The following is a 20,468-nucleotide window of genomic DNA, read 5'->3' on the forward strand; positions in this document are numbered from 1 at the left end:
ACCGGTGGGGACCGGGGAGACGAGGCCGTCCGGCGCAGCGAAAAACGCGAGCGCCGGGCGGCCTCGAGTATTATGCGAACCGCTTTCACCATTCACCGCCGACTGTCCACATCGGACCGGAGAGGTGAAGGCCCTCTTTGCCCGGCGACCTGAGCCGCGTCCGGTAAGTCTGTTCGCCGTACTCGGCCGGATCCCCGTGCCGTCGGGAACCGGCCTGGGCACGGAGACCGCGAACACGACTTACACGACACGGCCTAGGATCGGCTGAACCATGGCTGATGCGACTTCCGGACGGCGTGTGCCCAAGCACCACGGGCTGTCCGCCAAGACCCTCCGGCGGCTCGATCACGCCTCCGGCCGGCTCGCGAGCGCGAGCGTGGCGGTGATGGAGGAGCGGCTGAGCTGGTTCGCCCGCCTTCCCGCCGACCAGCGCGCGAGCGTCCTGCTGATCACCCAGGCGGGTGCCGCCGGCTTCGTCGACTGGCTCCGTGACGCGAAGGAGGCACTCTCCCTCACCACCGAGGCGTTCCGCGAAGCACCCGCCGAACTCTCCCGCTGGGTGAGCCTGCGGCAGGCGGTCGGCATGGTGCGGCTGGCGATCGAGGTGTTCGAGGAGCAGCTGCCGGAGTTCGCCGCGAACGAGGCGGAACGCGCCGCGCTGATCGAGGGGATCCTGCGCTACGGCAGGGAGATCGCGTTCGCCGCCGCCAACTCCTACGCGGCCGCCGCCGAGGCGCGCGGCGCGTGGGACGCGCGGCTGGAGGCACTGGTCGTCGACGGCATCGTCCGCGGCGACGCGGAGGAGGCGGTGCTCTCCCGCGCCGCCGCGCTCGGCTGGGATCCGGCCGCGCCCGCCACCGCGCTGGTCGGCACCCCGACGTCGGACGACCCGCCCGCCGTCGTGTTCGAGGTCCGCAGCCGCGCCGCCCGGGTCGGGCGCCCGGTGCTGCTTTCGGTGCAGGGGTCGCGGCTGGTCGTGGTCGTCGCCGGTCCCACCGACGGCAGCGCCAAGGACCGTGAGATCCTCGCCAAACTTTCGGTCGCGTTCGCCGAGGGCCCGGTCGTCGCCGGGCCGACCGTGCCCACCCTCGCCGAAGCGCACCACAGCGCGACCGAGGCACTCTCGGGGCTGCGGGCCGTCGTCGGCTGGCCTGGCGCGCCGCGGCCCGCGAGGTCGATCGACCTGCTGCCGGAACGCGCGCTGTCCGGCGATCCCGAAGCCGAACGCCTGCTCGTGGCGCAGATCGCCCGGCCGCTGGAGGAAGCAGGCCCGGCCCTGCTGCGGACGGTGGAGACCTATCTCGACAGCGGTGGCGTGCTGGAGACCTGCGCCCGGACGCTGTTCGTGCATCCGAACACCGTCCGGTACCGGCTGCGGAAGGCGGCCGAACTCACCGGCCGCCACGCCGCCGAATCGCGCGACGCCTGGGTGCTGAAGGTGGCACTGACGGTCGGTCGGCTGGCTCGCGCTCGTGGTCTTTGGTAGCCACGGGGGCGCGAGTCAGGCCGAGGCCCCGCTCCCCGGACGCTATGAAAGGTCCTTTCCTTGCAAAATTTGCAAGGAAAGGACCTTTCATAGCGTCCGGGGAGGGTGTGAAAGTCGAGTTCCTGAGCACAGGCAACGGGCCGGTGGACTGGGCAGCAGCGGTGAAACGGTCAGGCCGTGGCTCGCCCGGCGGCCTTGGCCGCCCGCTCGACTTCGGCCCGCCGGTTCTTCCGGGAAGCCGCGTCCGTCTCGACCTCGCCGTCCAGTTGCTCGCGCAGGATGTCGGCGTGCCCGGCGTGCCTGCTGGTCTCCGTGAGCATGTGGACCAGGACGGTGAACAGCAGCACGTCGGGACGTGGCCACCAGGGCACGTGACCCGGCGAGTCGATGGCGAGAGCGGCGATGGTGGCGTCGGAATGTTCCCAGACGCGCCGGTAGCGGCCGGTGATCTCCTCGCGTGTTTCGTGCTCGGTCGCCCACATGTCGGTACCGCGCTGTTCGAGATCGTCCCACCGGGGGACGGGCTCGGGGAACGGCAGAGCGAAGACCTCGCCGAAGTACCGGGACTCCCACACCGCCAAGTGCTTGACCAGACCGAGAAGATTGGTTCCGGTCGCGGTCAGCGGACGACGGATGTCGTATTCGGACAGCCCGTCGAGCTTCCGTAGCATCACTTCACGGATCTCCCGCAGCTCGCCGTGCAGGTACTCCTTCGCGAAATCGTCGATCATGGACCCGAGCATGCACCACTCGGCCGGTGACTCTGCGCAGTGACGGACTTCATAGGGAAAGCTGGTTGAACCCGACAAGGCTTTTGGGTTAAGCGCGGAGATCAGGAGGGCGCTTTTGGAGGGTTCCGACAATTACGTCGGCCGGACTTGGTGAGCGTCGGCATCACGACCATGGTGGCCGAGAGTGTTCTCTAGGGAGGTGACAGTCGCAGTCCTCGCCCCCGGTCAGGGTTCCCAAGCCCCAGGCATGCTTTCCCCTTGGCTCGAGCTCGACGGTGCCCGTGCGCGCGTCGAAGCCTGGTCCGAGCGGGCCGGTCTCGACCTGCTCCGCCTCGGCACCGAAGCCGACGCCGAGGAGATCCAGGACACCGCGATCACGCAGCCGCTGATCGTGGCGCTGTCACTGCTGGCCTTCGAACACCTTCAGCGAGAGGCCCCGGCCGCCGCGGACTCGCCGGTCGCCGGCCACTCCGTCGGCGAACTGGCGGCCGCCGCCATCGCCGGGGTGCTGAGCCCCGAAGACGCCGTCGCGCTGGCCGCCGTCCGCGGCGCGGAAATGGCGAAGGCGTGCGCGCTGGAGCCCACGAGCATGGCCGCGGTCATGCTCGGCGACCCGGAGCAGGTCGTCGCGTGGCTCGACGGGCACGGCCTCGCCGCGGCGAACCGCAACGGTGCCGGCCAGATCGTCGCCTCCGGCGCCGCCGACGCGATCGAGAAGATCGTGGCCGAGCCGCTGGAGGGCACCAAGGTCCGGGCGCTCAAGGTGGCGGGCGCGTTCCACACCTCCTACATGGCACCCGCGCGTGAAGCGCTGGCCGTCCACGCTGCGAAGATCACCCCGGCGGACCCGACGCGTCCGCTGCTGTCGAACGCCGACGGCCAGGTCGTCACCAGCGGGGCCGAATACCTCGACCGGCTGGTCAAGCAGGTCACGAGCCCGGTGCGCTGGGATCTGACCATGGACGGTCTGGTCTCCGCGGGTGTCACCTCGACACTCGAACTTCCGCCGGCGGGCACGCTGACCGGGCTGGTCAAGCGGCAGCTCAAGGGAACCGTGATCACCACCATCGCGCTGAAGACGCCCGCCGAGCTGGCGAAGCTTCAGGGGCAGGAGGACGCTTCGTGACCGACCGATCCACCTTGCGGCAGGCGCCGGGCGCCCCCGGGACCCGCATCCTCGGTGTCGGGAGCTTCCAGCCCGAGAAGATCGTGACCAACGACGATCTCTCGAAGATCATGGACACCAACGACCAGTGGATCCGCGAGCGGGTCGGCATCATCGAGCGCCGGTTCGCCGAGAAGGACGAGTCGCTGGTCGACATGGCGGTCAAGGCGGGCACCGCCGCACTGGCGGACGCCGGGGTGGATCCGTCCGAAGTGGACACGGTCATCCTGCCGAACTGCACGATGCCCACGCAGATCCCGAACGCCGCCGCGCAGGTGGCCGACCGGATCGGCATCACGCATCCGGCGGCGTTCGATCTCAACGCCGCCTGCGCCGGGTTCTGTTACGGCATCGGCGTCGCCTCGGACCTCATCCGGGCGGGTACCGCGAAGAAGGCGCTCGTGATCGGCGCCGAGAAGCTCACCGACCACGTCGACCCGGTCGACCGCGCGAACGCGATCATCTTCGCCGACGGCGCGGGCGCGGCGGTGGTCGGCGCGGCCGACACCCCCCGGATCGGCCCGGTCGCCTGGGGCAGCGCGGGTGAGCACGTCGACCTCATCTACATGCGCGACGACAGGTGGATCTACCAGGAGGGCCAGTCGGTCTTCCGCTGGGCGACCACGCAGATCGCGCCGATCGCCTTGCGGGCGCTGGAACTGGCCGGGCTCGAACCGTCCGATGTGGACGTGCTGATCCCGCATCAGGCCAACCTTCGCATCGTCGAAGCCATCGCCAAGAAGCTGCGCGCCAAGGGCGCCCGCGAGGACATGGTCGTGGCCGACGACATCAAGTACTCGGGCAACACCTCGTCCGCGTCGATTCCGTTGGCGCTGGACCACATGCGGAAGGCGGGCACCGCGAAACAGGGCGACGTCGTACTCGCCGTGGGTTTCGGTGCCGGACTCTCCTACGCGGGCCAGGCCTTCATCTGCCCGTGATGAATACTTCCCTTGTGGACACCGTGTCCGCAGGGCAGCCGAAAGCATCACCGAGAAGGGAACAACCAGTGGCAGACAACGCAGAGATCCTCGCCGGCCTCGCCGAGATCGTCGAAGAGGTCGCCGGTGTGGCGCAGGACGACGTGACCGCCGAGAAGTCCTTCGTGGACGACCTCGACATCGACTCGCTGTCCATGGTGGAGATCGCCGTCCAGGCCGAGGACAAGTTCGGCGTCAAGATCCCGGACGACGAGCTCGCGAACCTGAAGACCGTTGGCGACGCGGTGAACTACGTGTCGGCCAACGCCAAGTAAGTCCGACTTCTTGATTGGCGCCGACCTTGGGGAGACTCCAATGAGCAACATCGACGTCGTGGTCACCGGGATGGGCGCGACCACGCCGCTCGGCGGGGACGTCGCGTCCACGTGGGACGGCCTGCTCGCCGGCGCGAGCGGGATCCGCCGCATCGAAGCCGACTGGGTCGACGAACTCGAACTGCCGGTGAAGATCGGCGCCATGCTCGCCGTCGACCCGTCCGAAGTCCTGCCGCGGGTCCAGGCCCGGCGGCTGGACCGCTGTGAGCAGGTGGCGCTCATCGCCGCCCGGCAGGCTTGGGCGGACGCGGGCTTCGAGCAGCCGACCGACGAGCATCAGGATGTGGAACCCGAGCGCCTCGGGGTGACCATCGGTACCGGTGTCGGCGGTCCGGTCACCCTGATCTCCCAGAACGACCTTCTGCACAAGCAGGGACTCCGCAAGGTCTCCCCGCTGACCGTGCCGATGCTGATGCCGAACGGCCCCGCCGCACACGTCGGGATCGACCTGAAGGCACGTGCCGGTGTGCACTCGCCCGCGTCGGCCTGCGCGTCGGGCGCGGAAGGCATCGCCGCCGGCTACGAGATGATCCGCTCGGGCCGTGCCGACGTCGTGATCGCCGGTGGGGCCGAATCGTGCATCCACCCGATCACCCTCGCCGGTTTCGCCCAGGCGCGGACGGTGTCCACCCGCAACGACGACCCGGCCAAGGCGTCCAGGCCGTTCGACGTGAACCGTGACGGTTTCGTCCTCGGCGAGGGCTCCGGTGTCGTGATCCTGGAGCGGGCGGACCGGGCCAAGGCCCGCAACGCGCGGATCTACGCGCGGCTGAGCGGGTACGGGATCACTTCGGACGCCTACCACATCACGGGCAATCACCCGGAGGGCGTCGGCCAGATCGCCGCCATGCGGCAGGCGATGACGATGGCCGGGGTCTCCCCGACCGACGTCGGGCACGTCAACGCGCACGCCACCTCGACGGTCGTCGGTGACGTCGGCGAGGCCGCGGCGATCCGCAACGCGGTCGGCGAGCACGTCGTGGTGACCGCTCCCAAGGGCGCGCTCGGCCATCTGGTCGGCGGTGCGGGCGCGGTCGAGGGCATCGCCACCATCCTGGCGATCTACCACGGGCTCATCCCGGCGACGCTGAACCTCGAGGACCTGGACCCGAAGGTGCAGCTCGACGTCGTCTCCGGCGAGGCGCGCAAGGTCGAACTGGGCGCGGCGATCAGCAACTCGTTCGGTTTCGGCGGGCACAACACGGCGCTGTTGTTCACCCCGGCGGCCTGACGCCGTAAGTACATGAAGGCCCCCTTCCTTGCGCTAGACGCAAGGAAGGGGGCCTTCATGTACTTCGGGGTGCTCGCGGCCGAGGGGCGTGGGCGGGGTAAGAGCTGCAATGAGCCTTTTCCAACTTGGTTTGGGTTGGTGGGGTGTGTTGGTGGGCTGGGTATGGCGAAGCTCCTGGTAGATGCGTGGAACGACCAAGAACCATGCACTGCCAGGAGCTTCGCTGTGTTGTCTTACCCCTCGGCGATCACGTTGTCCAGCCAGACACTGGCCGGGTTGACCCGGATCATCCAGCAACACCGGCGCGCGATCAGGTCGCGCTGGCGCCGGCTGTCCTGCCAGCGCCAGGCCCTGCTCGTGCTGGCCCACTTGCGTAACGGCGACACCTACGCCCGCCTGGCCGCCGGATTCCGTATCGGCGTGGCCACTGTGTGCCGCTATCTGCGCGAAACCATCGACCTGCTCGCCCAGCGCGCCCCGTCCCTGACCGCCGCGTTGTGGCAGCTCGCCTGGAGCCACAACAACTACGCCATCCTCGACGGCACCGTCATCCGCACCGACCGCATCGCCACGAACAAGCCCTACTACTCCGGCAAACACCGCCACCACGGCATCAACCTGCAAGCCCTCACCGACCCCTACGGCCGGCTGCTGTGGATCTCCGACGGACTACCCGGCGCGACCAACGACACCACCGCCGCCCGCCACCACCGCATCTGCGACCTGGCCGACCAGTCCGGGATCCGGCTGCTGGCCGACAGCGGCTACGACAACGTCGCCTACGGGGTGATCACTCCGTACAAGAACCACCGAACCGCCCACCAGCCCAAACGCCCACTCGGACCTGCCTACACACAGGCCAACACAACACTGGCGGCCGTACGCGGCCGAGGCGAACGCGGGTTCGCCACCCTCAAAAACTGGCGAGTACTCACCCGCGTCCGCACCAGCACCCACCGCGTCACCGCACTAGCCAAAGCCATCCTCACCCTCGAACACAGCCTCAGCTAACCAAGATGGAAAAGGCTCAATGAAGGGACCTTTCCTCGCAAATTTTGCGAGGAAAGGTCCCTTCATTGCAGAACACGACTGGGGCGCGGGGGATGCGGCCTCCGGATGCGTCAGTGCGCCGGAGGAAGGGTCAGGCCTCCGAGCGCTTCACCAGATGCCGGCCGATCCACCAGGCCGCTTCCACGAGCACGATGCCCACCCCGGCACAGGCGAACGCCGACAGCGTGTACGCGCTCACGCTCGGATCCAGCGCGAAGAACTTTTGCGTGAACGGGATCAGGAACAACGCGAGCGTCAGCACGACCATCCCGCCGATCAACAGGATCTTCCACCACCGGTACGGGCGCGCGACGATCCCGAGCACCCACAGCGCGATCGCGATGAGGGTGATCAGCGCGGTCGTCCCCGCCTGGATCTTGTCCACTTCGGACTGACCGGATCCCTTGTACACCAGCAGGTAGCTCACGAAGGTCGCGGTGGCGATGATCAGCCCGGCCGGAACGGCCATCCGCATCACCCGGCCGACGAAGCCGGAGCGGGCGCGTTCGTTGTTCGGCGCGAGCGAAAGCACGAAGGCGGGCAAGCCGATCGTGAACCACGCGGTGATGGTGATGTGCCGCGGCAGGAACGGGAACGGCACCTGCGCGATGCCGACCATCAGCGCCAGCAGCACCGAGTAGACCGTCTTGGTGAGGAACAGGTTCGAGACGCGCTCGATGTTGCCGATCACCCGCCGCCCCTCGGCGACGACGTGCGGCAGGGTGGCGAACTTGTCGTCCAGGAGCACGATCTGCGCGACCGCGCGAGTGGCGGGGCTGCCGGCGCCCATGGCGACACCGATGTCCGCGTCCTTCAGCGCGAGGACGTCGTTCACGCCGTCGCCGGTCATCGCGACGGTGTGGCCCTTCGACTGCAGGGCACCGACCATCGCGCGTTTTTGCAGCGGGGTGACGCGGCCGAAGACAGCGCGGTCCTCGACGGTGTCGGCCAGCTTCTCGGCGTCCTCCGGCAGCTTCCGCGCGTCGACGGGTTTGTCCGCGCCCGGCAGATCCAGGGTGCCCGCGACGGCGCCCACCGAAATGGCGTTGTCGCCGGAGATGACCTTGACCGCGACGTCCTGATGCGCGAAGAAGTCCAGGGTGTCCTTCGCGTCCGGGCGGACCTTCTGCTCCAGCACCACGAGCGCGACCGGCTCGATGTCGCCAGGCCCCTCGGGGGCGTCGACGGCTCGCTCCGCACGGCCCAGCAACAACACGCGCAGGCCGCGAGAGCCGATCTTCTCGGCCTCCGCCCGGTGTTCCCCTTCGGGCAGCAGGACGTCGGCCGCGCCGAGCACCCAGTCGCCGTCGGCGCCGAACGAGGCACCGCTCCACTTGCGCGCCGAGGAGAACGGCATGGTCGTGGAGATCCGCCAGCCCGGGTCGGTCCGGTGCGCCTCCGCGATCGCCTGCAGGCTCGCGTTCGGCCGGGGATCGGCGGCGGCGAGCGCGGCCAGCGCGTGGTCCACCGGGTGGCCCGGCGTGATCTCCCGGACCTCGGAAAGCCGCATCGCGTTCTCGGTGAGCGTGCCGGTCTTGTCCGCGCACACCACGTCGACCCTGGCGAGGCCCTCGATCGCCGGGAGTTCCTGCACCAGGCACTGGCGCTTGCCCAGCCGGATGACACCGACCGCCAGCGCGACGCTGGTCATCAGCACCAGTCCTTCGGGCACCATCGGCACGAGCGCCGCGACCATGCCGCGCAGCGCGTCCGGCCACGCCTGGTCGCCCATGAGCTGGTTGTAGATGGTCAGCGCGCCCGCTGGGACGAGCAGGTACGTGATGAACTTGAGGATCCTGTCGATGCCTTGGCGCAGCTCCGACTTCACCAGGGTGAACTTGCTGGCCTCCGCGGCCAGTTTCGCCGCGTAGGATTCGTCGCCGATGACGTCCGCGCGGTAGGTGCCGCTGCCCGCGACGACGAAGCTGCCGGAGAGCACCTTGTCGCCGGGCTGTTTGACCACCGGATCGGACTCGCCGGTCAGCAGCGACTCGTCGACCTCCAGCGCGTCGGCCGTCAGCGTCGGGCCGTCGACGACGATCTTGTCGCCGGGCCCCAGTTCGACGAGGTCGCCGAGCACGACGTCCTCCGGGGCGATCTCGGCACTCCGTCCGTCACGGCGGACCGTCGGCTTCGCCTGCCCGACGATGGCGAGCCGTTCCAAGGTCCGTTTCGCCCGGAGTTCCTGGATGATGCCGACCGCGCTGTTGACGATGATCAGTCCGCCGAACAGCCCGTCGATGAAGTATCCCGTCGACAGGATGAGCACGAACAGCACGCCGTAGATGGCGTTGATCCGGGTGAAGACGTTCGCGCGGATGATCTCGCCGGTGGTCCGGCTGGTCTTCGTCGAGACGACGTTGGTCTGGCCCGCGGCCACCCGCTGGGCGACCTCTTCGCTGGTGAGCCCCCTCGAGGCGTCGGTCAGCAGGGCCGGCTGATCTGGTGCCATGCCCGCGACTCTATTCCGCCCGGTTCCCGCCCGCGTCAGCCTGGGGGACCATGTCATCCCTTACTTCAGCATCTTTCGTGTTCGGGGTTCGTACCGCCTTCGGTGGTGTCGACGCGCCACGATCCGCTCTCCAGCCGCAGCGGCAGCACCAGCCGCCAGCGGATGCACGCCTCCGGCAGGTACACCGGCGCGTCTTCGACGTCCTGCGTACTGGTGAAGGCGACGAGGACCCGGAGCGTGCTCGGCGCGCCCGGCTCGATGCGGTAGACGAGGATGTTGCCGTCCCGAGTGGACTGATAGTCCTTCTTCCACTCCGCCGCCGTCTTGGTCTTGGCCCGTTCCCGGGTGACCACCGATGTCCACTTCGGATAGTCGCGTTCGTTGATGGAATCGAAATACCCCTGCAGTACCTGCCGGGCGCTCTGGTACTGCGGATGCGCGAAGACGTCGGGAGTCACCTCGACGGTGGGCGAGCCGGGCTGCGCCCCCGGCGCGACCGACGTCGGCGAGTCGTCGACGACCGGTTCGGTGGGCGCGGCTTCCGGGCGCGTGTAGAGATCGCGTGCCAGCAGCCCGACGCCGACGGTCAGGGAGACCACGACCACGATGACGGGGATCAGCCACCGCTGGCGAGAGAAGGGGCGAGGCTGGGCGGTCACCCTGGAAGGTTAGCCGCCCGCCTCTTCCGTCATCACCGGCGTCTACCCGACTTGGTGCAGCCAGGTGACCGGGGCACCGTCACCGGCGTGCCGATACGGTTCGAGCGCTTCGTCCCAGTTGGCGGCGAGGAGCTCGTCGAGCTTGTGCGCCAGCGATTCGCCGGTGCGGACCTTGCTCACGAGAGCGCGCAACTGGTCCTCACCCACGACGATGTCGCCGTTGGCGCTGGTCCTGCCGTGCCACAGGCCGAGACCAGGGGCGAAACAGAACCTCTCGCCGTCGACCCCCGCACTGGGCTCTTCGGTGACTTCGAACCTGATCATCGGCCACGCCTTGAGCGCGGACGCCAGCTTTCCGCCGGTGCCCGAAGGCGCACGCCAACCACATTCGGCGCGGAGCTGTCCCGGACTGGCGGGTTGCGCCGTCCACTTCAACTCGACTCGGGCACCCAGGGTGCCCGAAATGGCCCACTCGACGTGCGGACACACCGCAGACGGCGACGAGTGGACGTACACCACGCCACGGGTGTTGCCACGGGTGCTCACTGCTGACCTCCGCTACTCGACGAGGGGCGTCTTCCCCTACGACCTCGCGAGCTGCGCTGGTCAGGTGGCTCGTGCCGCCTCCCGGTACGCGTGAGCACATTGTGCACCCCAACTGTGCTGTTTGGCCACATGAACACCATAAGTCGCACAGGATTGGGACGCGTGACTCACGTGAAGCATCCTCGCCTCCGTTGACCCCGGTATGGCGATGGTGCCGCGTTCCGCGCTGTCCGAGCCCACGGGCGCTGGTCAGTGGGTGACGGCGCTCACAAGGATTCACCACTTTCCCGGAGCGACTTCACCGCGCCTACGTGGGACGTGTTGCCCCCTCGAATCGATACAGCGGCGCGAAGCAGCCCTATCGAGGGAGGTGGCGGGGGCGAGGATGGGCGAAGGGAGGCGCTAGTTTGTGCAGCGAGATCGACGAGATGGGGAGGGGTTCGGTGCGACTCGTTCGCCTCGCTCAACAGCCGTCCCGGGTGGCCGAGGACGTCCGCGCCGCGCTGGCCTCACTGGGCCGGGGCGGCAACGTCGTCGGCGGCGTCGCCCTGATCGGTGTCAGCCCGGTCGAAGGGCGGCCGGTGGAGGCCGTCGTCGTCATGCCGAAGGGCATCCTCATCGTCATCGGTGTCGACCTGCCGGACCCGGCGTTGAAACTCGAAGCCCCGCTCGGCGGGCCGTGGAAGGCCGACGGCTGGCCGCTGGTCCACGGTGACACCTCGATCAACCCGGCCACGGACGCGCTCTCGCTGTCCGCCGCGTGCACCCACCGGATCGCGGACGTCGCGCCCGGCGCCGGGCCGATCGGCACGATCATCGCCGTCGGCCCCTATGTGGAGACGGTCGACCAGCCCGCCGCGGACCTCGCCGGCTCGGTCCGTGTCCTCTATCCGACGGCGACGACGATGCTCGCCGCGACGGTCTCGCTGGCCACCGCGCCCCGTCCCCGCTCGGTCCGGCAGGCGCGGGACCTGATCGCCGCGCTCGCCCCGGACGCGCCGCCGATGTCCGAGGAGATGTTGCTCGGCGAGGGTTTCAGCGTCCACTCCGACGACGAGCCGACGGTGATCCGCGAGAACCCGCTCGTCGCCGTCGCCCCGACGGTTCCGGTACGGCATCCAGGGAAGGCGAAGAGAGCGGCGAAACCGGCCGTCCCTCCCGTCGACCCCGCGCGGGCCGCCTCGCCCGTTCAGCCTGTTCGGCAGGCCGTCGCCACGAAGCCCACTCCCCCGGCCGGGCAAGTCCCGCCACCGGCGGCGGCTCCCGCCGAGCCCGCCCCGAAGAAACCGCACCAGTCCAAGACGGTGAGGTGGCTTCCGGTCGCCGCGATCGGCCTGCTCATCGTGCTGCTGGTCGCGGCCATCAGCGTGGCCTCCGGCGGTGACGACACCGCGTCCACGCGAACTCCCCCGCCGCCGACCCCGGCCACCAGTCCTCCACCGCCGGGCAGCAGCGCGGTCGAGAACATCCAGTTCACCTCGCGGGCGTCGGCCGCGGATCAGAAATGCGCGTCGCACGCGTACGGGGACGTCCAAGCGAGCCTTCAGCGGACGAGTTGCGCAGGGGTGAAACGGGCCAGCTTCGCCAGTTCCATCGACGGCCGGGCCGCCGCGGCGACGATCGCCGTCGTGGAATTCCCGGACACCGGACAGGCGACCGCGTTCAAGGCCACCGCCGACACCCCCGGCGGTGGCGGCATCCTCGATCTCGCCACCGAGACCGGCCAGTGGCAGGGCGAGGTCCCGGTGTTCGAGGGCGCCGCCTACCAGAGCAGCGTGGACGGCAAGGCGGTCCGGCTGGTCCAGGTGGTGTGGGTGCCGGGACCGTCTACTGCGGACGATCCCGGCCTGGTCCGCGGCGCGAAGGCCGCGCTCGAACTGCCCGTGACCGGCTAAAGCCCGTACGCCTCCAGCAGGCGCAGCCATACCTCGCTGATCGTCGGGAACGACGGGACCGCGTGCCACAGCCTCGACAGCGGGACCTCCCCGACGATCGCGATCGTCGCCGAATGCAGCAGTTCGGACACGTCCTGCCCGACGAAGGTCGCGCCGAGGAGGACACCGCGTTCGGTGTCGACGATGATCCGCGCCTTGCCCGCGTAACCGTCCGCGTGCAGCGAAGAACCGGCGACCGCGATGTCGATGTCGACGACGCGGTGCGGCTTGCCCTCCTCCGGCCCGGCGAGCCCGACCGAAGCGACCTCCGGGTCGGTGAAGACGACCTGCGGGATGGCGTGGTGATCGGCCGTGGCGCTGTGCGCGCTCCACGCGGCGGAATCGACCGGCTTGCCCGCCGCCTGTGCGGCCACGGAGTCACCGGCGGCCCTGGCCGCGTATTTGCCCTGATGGGTCAGCGGCGCCCGGCCGGTGACGTCTCCGACGGCGAACAGCCAGTCACCGTCCACAGCGGACACACGGCCGTTGTCGTCCGTCTCGAGCGGCGCGCCGGCTTCGAGCCCGAGCGACTCCACGCCGAGCCCGTCGGTCGCCGGGCGGCGGCCGGTGGCGACGAGCAGTTCGTCGACGACCAACCGGTCACCGCCCTTCAACGCCAATTCCTTGCCACCGTCCACTGCGGACACGGAGTCGAGGCCGGAGCCGGTGTGCACGGTGACCCCGGCTTCGCGGAGTCCCGCGATGACGGCGTCACCCGCGAAGTCCGGCAGCCGCGGCAGGGGACGCGCGCCCGAAACGATCAGGTGGACTTCGGCGCCGAGCGTGGCGAAGGCCTGCGCCATCTCCACTCCGACGACACCGCCACCCAGTACGCCGAGACGGCCCGGAACCTTCTCCGCCGAAGTCGCCTCTCGCGAACCCCACGGGGAAACGGTGTCCAGTCCGGGGATCGACGGCGTCCGCGGCACACTGCCCGTGGCGACGATCACGGCGTGCCGCGCGGTCAGCACGTCACCGCCGTCGACCGTGACCTCCCGCTCACCGCTGATGCGGCCGTGCCCGCGGATCGGGACGATCCCGACGCCTTCGGCCCACTCGACCTGTCCGGTGTCGTCTCCCTTGCCGGTGAACCGGTCACGGCGCGCGAACACCGCGGCCGGGTCGACCGCGTCACCCACCGGGACACCGGGGACCCGCTTGGCGGCGGCGAGGAGGTTCCCCGGCCGCAGCAGCGCCTTGCTCGGAATGCAGGCCCAGTAAGAACATTCGCCGCCGAAGCGTTCGTGTTCGACGAGCGCGACCCGGAGTCCGCCGCGCGCCGCCCGTTCGGCCGCGACCTCGCCGACGGGGCCGCCTCCGATCACGATCACGTCAAAAGTCTGTGCTGACATGCATTCAGCGCACACCACCGCGCAGCTTCGCGCAACCTGCCGCTATCCTCGTGTCGCTGCGTGAGTCATCAGCCGCGGGTTCAGGTTGCACCGTGCCGGTTACGCAGTAGAACGATCGAGCGCGGGAGGTTTTTCATGGCCAGGAACACTGCTGTGCATTTGCTGGATGATCTGACCGGTGAGGCGGCCGAAGAAACGGTCGCTTTCGCTTTGGACGGAATCGCTTACGACATCGACCTTTCGGCCGACAACGCCACCGCACTCCGGGAAATCCTGCGTGCCTATGTGGAGAACGGCCGACGGATCGGTGGACGGAAACTGCGGCCGCGGATCGTGCAGCGGCCCAAGGGCGCGCGGGTGTCGAAGTCGACCCCGAAGACCACGGCCACCGCCGCGAAGGCCGAGGCGAAGCCGGGCCGCAAGCCCGCCGCGAAGGGTGTCGCCGGCCGCAAGCCCGCCGCCGCCAAGGCCGCTCCCAAGACCACCGCCGCGAAGACCACCGCCGCCAAGGCGGAGGCGAAGGCTCCCGCCAAGACCACGGCGAAAGCCACCGCTGCCAAGGCGAAGTCGGCCCGCGGCACGGCGGCGAAGGCCACCTCGGCCAAGACTCCGGCCGGTCGCGCGAAGACCTCCACCGCGACCAAGACCACGGTCAAGGCAGCGCCGAAGGCCGCGGCCAAGACGGCGGCCGCCCCGAAGGCAGCCGCCGCGAAGACGACGGCCGCCAAGGCCGCGCCGAAGGCCGCCGCCGGCACCCCGGCGAAGAAGGCCGTGGAGCCGAAGAAGACCACGCGCGCCGCCCGCAAGGTGCCCGCCGTCACTTTCTCGGCCACCGAAAAGTAGCCGCCATAAAAGGGCCCCATTCGCGGTAAGGCGAATGGGGCCCCTTTATGCCATAAGTGATTCGTCCCTACACCCGGCTCACCCTTGCGAGGCCGGCCGCTGAGCCCCTTCCGAATGCCACTCCGGATACCCGTACCGCGTGTGCCGGAGCGAGCGGTGCCACTCCCGCTCCTCGGCCGAGGGCTTCCTGGTGGCGAGTTCACCCAGTCGGGCGGCCGCCGCCACACGGACCGCGGCCGTGACTTCGGCAACACCTTTGCGCAGGCCATGCTCGGCGAGCGACGCGACCGGGCTCCGGTGGGAGTCGAGCGGACGGGGATCCGCGGGTGCCGAAGTGAGGTATCGGCCGACTCGTTCGGCCGCGGTCGACACGAGCAGTGTCGAATGCGCGAGCAAGCCCGTTCTCGTCCGGAACACGGCGAAACCGCACAGCTTCGCGTCACCGACGAACAGTCCCCGATCACCGAGCCGCGACGGCAGCCCGAGTTCGGCCACCGTCGCGGTCATCAGTTCCCCGAGCGCTTCGAGCGGCTTGACGGCTTTCGCCGCCAGGCCCAGCCCGGGCAGGACGAGGGTGATGTTGAGATTGCCGGGATCGTGGAACACGGTGCCGCCGCCGCTGGCCCGGCGCAGCACCGGGACGCCGTCAGCCGCGCAGACGTCGGCCTTGACCTCGCGTTCGATTTTCTGTCCCCGGCCCACGACCACGGCATCGGTGTTGCGCCAGATCCACAGGACCGGCGCCTCCGGTGCGGCACGCAGGAGGGCTTCGTCGAACGCGAGGTTGTCGGCCGGGTCGTCGAACGAGGCGACGACTTCCGAGGGACCGATCACAGTGCTTTGAGTTCCTCCACGATCTCGCCCACCGACGATTTGGCGTCGCCGAAGAGCATGCTTGTCTTCGCGTCGTAGAAGAGCTCGTTGTCGATGCCGGCGAAGCCCGAGCTCATACCGCGTTTGAGCACGATCACCGACCGGCTGTGGTTCACCTTGAGGATCGGCATCCCGTAGATGGGCGAGCCCGGATCGGTCTCCGCGGCCGGGTTCGTGACGTCGTTCGCGCCGATCACCAGCGCGACGTCGGTCTGGGCGAACTCGGAGTTGATCTCGTCCATTTCCTTGAGCTGTTCGTACGGGACGTCGGCCTCGGCGAGGAGCACGTTCATGTGCCCCGGCATCCGGCCCGCCACCGGGTGGATGGCGTAGGCGACCGTGATCCCCTTGGCCTCCAGCAGTTTCGCCATCTCCCGGACGACGTGCTGTGCCTGCGCGACGGCCATGCCGTAGCCGGGGACGACCACGACCTTGTTCGCGTACGCCATCTGGATCGCGGTGTCGGACGCGCTGGTGCTGCGGACCGGGCGGACCTCGCCGGAACCACCGCCCGAAACCGCCGTACCGCCACCGAAGCCACCGGCGACGATGGCCGGGATCGACCGGTTCATCGCTTTCGCCATCAGGTTCGTCAGGATCGAACCCGAGGCGCCGACGATCATGCCCGCCACGATCAGCGCGGTGTTGTCGAGCGCGAGACCCATGGCCGCGGCCGACAGCCCGGTGAGCGCGTTCAGCAGCGAGATGACGACCGGCATGTCCGCGCCGCCGATCGGCAGCACGACCACCACGCCGAGCACGCCCGCCGCGACCAGCAGGCCGATCATCAGCAGTTCGGCGTCACCGCCGAGGGCGATGACGACCGCGAGCACGATCGCGGCGATCAGCACCAGCGCGTTCACCGGTTGCTGCAGTCTGCCCAGTGTGATGGGACGGCCGGAGATGAGTTCCTGCAGTTTCCCGAAAGCGATGTTCGAGCCCCAGAAGGACACCGAACCGACGATCGCGGCGAACAACGACGCGATCGCGACGTACGCCGGCTCGTGCGCGTAGCCCTCGGTGGTGCGGAACTCGACCCACGCGATGAGCGCGACCGCCCCGCCGCCGACGCCGTTGAACAGCGCCACCATCTGCGGCATCGCGGTCATCTTCACCTTGCGCGCGGACGGCACGCCGACGACGACACCGATCGCGACGCCGAGCGCGATCAGCAGCCAGTCGCCCATTCCCGGTGTCAGCAGCGTCGCGATCACCGCGATGCCCATGCCGACCGCGGCGATCCAGTTGCCGCGTACCGCGGTGCGCGGACCGGTCAGCCCCATCAGGCCGTAGATGAACAGTGCGAAGGAAACGATGTAGAGGACGGCGATGAAGGTCGTCACTTGTCACCACCGTCTTCCGGCTTCTTCGCCTTGAACATCGAGAGCATCCGGTCGGTGACGAGGAAGCCGCCGACCACGTTGATCGTGCCGAAGGCGATCGCGATCACCAGCAGGATCTTGTTCAGTACGCCGTCGACCCCGAGGCCGAGCACGATGAGCCCGCCGAGCAGGACGATGCCGTGGATGGCGTTGGTGCCCGACATGAGCGGGGTGTGCAGCGTGTTGGGCACCTTGGAGATGACCGTGAAGCCCACGAATCCGGCGAGTACGAGGATCGCCAAACTGCCTACGAGCATCACTCGCCCCCTTCTTCTTTTCCGGCCACGCAGGCCCCGGCGACGATCTCGTCGGAGAAGTCGAGCGCGAGCTTGCCTTCCTTGTCGACGAGCAGTTCCAGCAACTCGGTGACGTTGCGCGCGTAGAGCTCGCTGGAATGCGCGGGCATCTCCGCGGCGAGGTTGAGCGGCGAGCAGATGGTGACGTCGTGCTCGACGACCTCCTCGCCCGGTTTCGTCAGTTCGCAGTTGCCGCCGGACTCGCCGGCGAGGTCGACCACGACCCCTCCGGCTGGCATCCCCTTCACCGCGTCGGCGGTGACGAGGACCGGCGCCTTGCGGCCGGGGACGAGCGCGGTGGTGATCACGACGTCGAACCGCGTGATCGCCTCGGTGAGCCTGCGTTGCTGCTCGGTCTTTTCCTCGTCGGTCAGCTCGCGGGCGTACCCGCCCTCGCCGACCGCCTCGATGCCGAGGTCGAGGAACTTCGCGCCGAGCGACTTGACCTGCTCGCCGACCTCGGGCCGGACGTCGTACCCGGTGGTCTGCGCGCCGAGCCGTTTCGCCGTCGCCAAGGCCTGCAAACCGGCGACCCCCGCGCCGAGCACGAGCACCTTCGCCGGTGGCACCGTTCCGGCCGCGGTGGTGAGCATCGGGAAGAACCGGGTGAGCTTCTCCGCGGCCAGCAACACCGCGCGATAACCCGCGACACTGCTCTGCGACGACAACGCGTCCATCGCCTGGGCGCGGGAGATCCGCGGGATCGCCTCGACGGCGAAGGCGCGGACGCCCGCCGCTTCGAGCGCCGCTATCCCGTCCGGATCACCCCGTGGATTCAGGAAACCGATGAGAATGGTGCCCTGGTCGAGCTTCGCGACTTCGGCCGCGCTCGGCGGCGCCACCTTCACCACGATGTCGGCATCCCACGGGTCGCCGATCACCGCGCCCGCCTGCTCGAAACTCTCGTCGGCGAGCAGCGCGCCGGCGCCCGCGCCGGGCTCGACCACCACCCGCAGTCCGCGTCCGGAGACGCGCTCGATGAGCTTCGGTACCAGCGCGATGCGGCGTTCACCTTGTCCGGTTTCCCGGACGACACCGACCGTGAGCTGCTCGTTCTCTGCCGCCACAGGCGACCTCCTCGCTGGAGAGGACCACACGAACCCGCACTGTCTACCACGTCCGACCGACAACTTTCCTGGCTGAACGTATCCGGACGGCATCTTTCCGTGACATCGCTCATCACGATCGATCCAGCCATCGATCCAGGTGCGCGACGTCATACGCGGGGCACGACGAACTCGACGCGGCGCCGCACTCGCGTGCTCGGGCACGAGACTCGCGTGATCAGAGTCCGTACACCGGCAGGGTCTTCCGCATCATGGAACGCTGCGCCAGTGCGGCACGCCCAGAAAGATCAGCCGCAGCCGCCGTTCGGCCGTGCGCCCGATCTCGTCGTCCCGTGACGGCGCCTCGAGCAATTCCAGCACCGTCGTGAGCATGGTCGTCACGATCAGGTCGGCGAGCAGGTGGAGATCTTCGGTGCTCCATTCGCGGAGAGTGTCGAACCGCGCGAGGTCGACGGCGAGTTCGCTGACGAAGAGCTTGAGTTCGAACGCGATCGCCTGCCGGACCGGTCCCGTGCCGCCGTACCGCTCACGGGTGAGGAAATGGAAGTGGTCCTCGTGCGCCCGCACGTGCTCGCGCAGGATGCGCACGGACATCTTGATCATGTCGTTGTACGCGACCGGTCTGGTGCGCGCCGAGCGGATCATCGTGCGCAGCGTGCGCATCGACTCCTCGACGAGTGCCACGCCCAGTTCGTCCATCGACGCGAAATGGCGGTAGAACGCCGTCGGCACGATCCCGGCCTGCTTCGCCACCTCGCGCAGGCTCAGCCCGGAGAACCCTCGTTCCGCCACCAGGTCCAGGGCAGCGTCCAGCAACGCCTGCCGGGTGCGCTGCTTGCGCTCCTGCCGGGAAACGGGCTCCATTGTCACGACGGACAGCGTAATCGCCTCCGCGGTATCACTCACGTCACATCGCCCTCCTCTCGCGTTGACAAGCGGGAGTATCGCCACTTCACTATTGAGTGTACAAGCGTTCACTGAATTGGGAGAAGTGATGACGGCACTGGTACCACGCAGGGCCAGGCGACTGGCTTCGCTGGCCGAGGCCCTGCTCACGCCCCATGGCATGGACCGCTACCTCGAACTCCTCGACCCGATGCTGGTCCGCCGAGAGATCCGCGGCCTGGTCACCGACGTCCGGCGGCAGACACCCGACACGGTCACGCTGACCATCCGGCCCAGCCGCGCGTGGCGAGGACATGTCGCCGGCCAGTACGTGCGGGTGACCGTCGAGATCGACGGGGTCCGCCGCACCCGCTGCTACTCACCCGCCGGTTCGGAGCACGACGGCTCACTGGAACTGACCATCAAGGCCGATCCGCAGGGACTCGTCTCTCGACATCTGATCCGCACCGTCACCACCGGTTCGGTGCTCGGACTGTCCACTCCGGACGGTGAGTTCACCCTGCCCTCGCCGAGGCCCCGGCGGATCCTATTGCTGAGCGGCGGGAGCGGGATCACGCCCGTCCTGTCGATGCTGCGCACGCTGGCCGACGAGAAGCACGAGGGCGATCTCGCCTTCCTGCACTACTCCAATGGAGCCGACGACGCGCTCTACCGCGCCGAGCTCGCCGACCTCGCGCGTCGCCTGCCCGGCCTGCGGGTGGTACACGCGTTCACCCACACCAAGACCGGCGGCGACCTGCACGGGTTCTTCTCGAAGGAACACCTCGCCGAGGCCGCGCCGTGGTATCCCGACGCCGAAACCTTCCTGTGCGGGCCGAAGCCGCTGATGGATTCGGTCCGCGAGGTCTTCGAAGCCGACGGTCTCGGCGCACACCTGCACACCGAGGAGTTCACGCCGCCGACGCTGACTTTCGACACCGAGAACGCCGAAGGACAAGTGCGCTTCGCGCGCAGTGGCCGCGCCTTCGCCAACTCCGGGAAACCGTTGCTGGAGCAGGCCGAAAAGGCGGGGCTCAGCCCGGAACACGGCTGCCGGATGGGCATCTGCTTCTCCTGCACGCAGATCAAGACCTCCGGCTGCGTGCGCAACGCCAAGACCGGCGAGACCTCCAGCGAAGAGAACGAAGAGATCCAGCTCTGCATCTCCGTCCCGGTCGGGGACGTCGAGATCAACGCTTAG

The 20,468-nt window shown here is 68.9% G+C and carries 19 protein-coding genes; 9 read left to right on the forward strand and 10 right to left on the reverse strand.

The window, feature by feature from the left end:
- Window positions 1–271: 271 nt before the first annotated feature.
- Window positions 272–1,486 (forward strand): helix-turn-helix domain-containing protein, encoded by a 1,215-nt coding sequence (locus P3102_RS26730; protein ID WP_276362717.1) that lies wholly within the window; start codon window positions 272–274, stop codon window positions 1,484–1,486.
- A gap of 170 nt (window positions 1,487–1,656) precedes the next feature.
- Here P3102_RS26730 and P3102_RS26735 read toward each other — a convergent pair whose 3' ends face one another.
- A complete protein-coding gene (locus P3102_RS26735) occupies window positions 1,657–2,217 on the reverse strand; it encodes a DinB family protein (RefSeq protein ID WP_276362719.1) in 561 nt (186 codons plus the stop codon).
- A 199-nt stretch (window positions 2,218–2,416) separates the two neighbouring features.
- Between P3102_RS26735 and P3102_RS26740 the strand changes: the two genes are divergently transcribed.
- The 5 genes from P3102_RS26740 (at window position 2,417) to P3102_RS26760 (ending at window position 6,939) form a co-directional block, all read left to right on the forward strand.
- A complete protein-coding gene (locus P3102_RS26740) occupies window positions 2,417–3,343 on the forward strand; it encodes an ACP S-malonyltransferase (protein ID WP_276362721.1) in 927 nt (308 codons plus the stop codon).
- Window positions 3,340–4,323, forward strand: coding sequence for a beta-ketoacyl-ACP synthase III (locus tag P3102_RS26745; protein ID WP_276362722.1), 984 nt, complete (start codon window positions 3,340–3,342; stop codon window positions 4,321–4,323). The genes P3102_RS26740 and P3102_RS26745 overlap by 4 nt, the downstream gene beginning before the upstream one ends.
- A gap of 68 nt (window positions 4,324–4,391) precedes the next feature.
- On the forward strand, window positions 4,392–4,637 hold the full coding sequence (locus tag P3102_RS26750; RefSeq protein WP_276362724.1) for an acyl carrier protein: 246 nt from the start codon (window positions 4,392–4,394) through the stop codon (window positions 4,635–4,637).
- 40 nt (window positions 4,638–4,677) lie between these two features.
- On the forward strand, window positions 4,678–5,928 hold the full coding sequence (locus P3102_RS26755) for a beta-ketoacyl-[acyl-carrier-protein] synthase family protein (RefSeq protein ID WP_276362726.1): 1,251 nt from the start codon (window positions 4,678–4,680) through the stop codon (window positions 5,926–5,928).
- Between the two features lie 225 nt (window positions 5,929–6,153).
- A complete protein-coding gene (locus tag P3102_RS26760; protein ID WP_276362727.1) occupies window positions 6,154–6,939 on the forward strand; it encodes a transposase family protein in 786 nt (261 codons plus the stop codon).
- Window positions 6,940–7,069: 130 nt separating this feature from the next.
- Here P3102_RS26760 and P3102_RS26765 read toward each other — a convergent pair whose 3' ends face one another.
- From P3102_RS26765 to P3102_RS26775, 3 genes are all read right to left on the reverse strand, one after another.
- Window positions 7,070–9,430 carry a cation-translocating P-type ATPase gene (locus P3102_RS26765; RefSeq protein ID WP_276362729.1) on the reverse strand — a complete coding sequence of 787 codons (2,361 nt, stop codon included), beginning with the start codon at window positions 9,428–9,430 and terminating at the stop codon, window positions 7,070–7,072.
- Between the two features lie 65 nt (window positions 9,431–9,495).
- Window positions 9,496–10,089, reverse strand: coding sequence for a hypothetical protein (locus P3102_RS26770; RefSeq protein WP_276362730.1), 594 nt, complete (start codon window positions 10,087–10,089; stop codon window positions 9,496–9,498).
- A 42-nt stretch (window positions 10,090–10,131) separates the two neighbouring features.
- Window positions 10,132–10,635 (reverse strand): DUF3145 domain-containing protein, encoded by a 504-nt coding sequence (locus tag P3102_RS26775; RefSeq protein WP_091599164.1) that lies wholly within the window; start codon window positions 10,633–10,635, stop codon window positions 10,132–10,134.
- A gap of 443 nt (window positions 10,636–11,078) precedes the next feature.
- Between P3102_RS26775 and P3102_RS26780 the strand changes: the two genes are divergently transcribed.
- Window positions 11,079–12,530 carry a hypothetical protein gene (locus P3102_RS26780; protein WP_276362732.1) on the forward strand — a complete coding sequence of 484 codons (1,452 nt, stop codon included), beginning with the start codon at window positions 11,079–11,081 and terminating at the stop codon, window positions 12,528–12,530.
- Here the strand turns inward: P3102_RS26780 and P3102_RS26785 are convergent.
- A complete protein-coding gene (locus P3102_RS26785) occupies window positions 12,527–13,900 on the reverse strand; it encodes an NAD(P)/FAD-dependent oxidoreductase (RefSeq protein ID WP_276362733.1) in 1,374 nt (457 codons plus the stop codon). The two genes, P3102_RS26780 and P3102_RS26785, sit on opposite strands and share 4 nt — an antisense overlap.
- Before the next feature lie 156 nt (window positions 13,901–14,056).
- Between P3102_RS26785 and P3102_RS26790 the strand changes: the two genes are divergently transcribed.
- A complete protein-coding gene (locus P3102_RS26790) occupies window positions 14,057–14,764 on the forward strand; it encodes a histone-like nucleoid-structuring protein Lsr2 (protein WP_276362735.1) in 708 nt (235 codons plus the stop codon).
- 78 nt (window positions 14,765–14,842) lie between these two features.
- Here the strand turns inward: P3102_RS26790 and P3102_RS26795 are convergent, their stop codons facing one another.
- The 5 genes from P3102_RS26795 to P3102_RS26815 all read right to left on the reverse strand — a co-directional run bounded on the left by P3102_RS26795 (window position 14,843) and on the right by P3102_RS26815 (window position 19,288).
- Window positions 14,843–15,598, reverse strand: a complete 756-nt coding sequence (locus P3102_RS26795) for a lipoate--protein ligase family protein (RefSeq protein WP_276362736.1) — start codon at window positions 15,596–15,598, stop codon at window positions 14,843–14,845.
- On the reverse strand, window positions 15,595–16,980 hold the full coding sequence (locus P3102_RS26800) for an NAD(P)(+) transhydrogenase (Re/Si-specific) subunit beta (protein ID WP_276362738.1): 1,386 nt from the start codon (window positions 16,978–16,980) through the stop codon (window positions 15,595–15,597). Before P3102_RS26800 ends, P3102_RS26795 begins: the two co-directional genes overlap by 4 nt.
- The gene (locus tag P3102_RS26805; RefSeq protein WP_007032801.1) at window positions 16,977–17,276 is read right to left on the reverse strand and encodes an NAD(P) transhydrogenase subunit alpha; all 300 of its coding nucleotides are present in this window, start codon (window positions 17,274–17,276) and stop codon (window positions 16,977–16,979) included. The genes P3102_RS26800 and P3102_RS26805 overlap by 4 nt, the downstream gene beginning before the upstream one ends.
- On the reverse strand, window positions 17,276–18,382 hold the full coding sequence (locus P3102_RS26810; protein ID WP_276362740.1) for a Re/Si-specific NAD(P)(+) transhydrogenase subunit alpha: 1,107 nt from the start codon (window positions 18,380–18,382) through the stop codon (window positions 17,276–17,278). The genes P3102_RS26805 and P3102_RS26810 overlap by 1 nt, the downstream gene beginning before the upstream one ends.
- 249 nt (window positions 18,383–18,631) lie before the next feature.
- Complete coding sequence (locus P3102_RS26815; RefSeq protein WP_276362742.1) at window positions 18,632–19,288, reverse strand: TetR family transcriptional regulator; 657 nt, start codon at window positions 19,286–19,288, stop codon at window positions 18,632–18,634.
- Between the two features lie 88 nt (window positions 19,289–19,376).
- On the opposite strand from P3102_RS26815, the gene P3102_RS26820 reads away from it, so the two are divergent.
- Window positions 19,377–20,468, forward strand: a complete 1,092-nt coding sequence (locus P3102_RS26820) for a ferredoxin reductase (protein ID WP_276362743.1) — start codon at window positions 19,377–19,379, stop codon at window positions 20,466–20,468.

Origin of the sequence: Amycolatopsis sp. QT-25 (genome assembly GCF_029369745.1) — a bacterium.
Taxonomy (GTDB): Bacteria; Actinomycetota; Actinomycetes; order Mycobacteriales; family Pseudonocardiaceae; genus Amycolatopsis.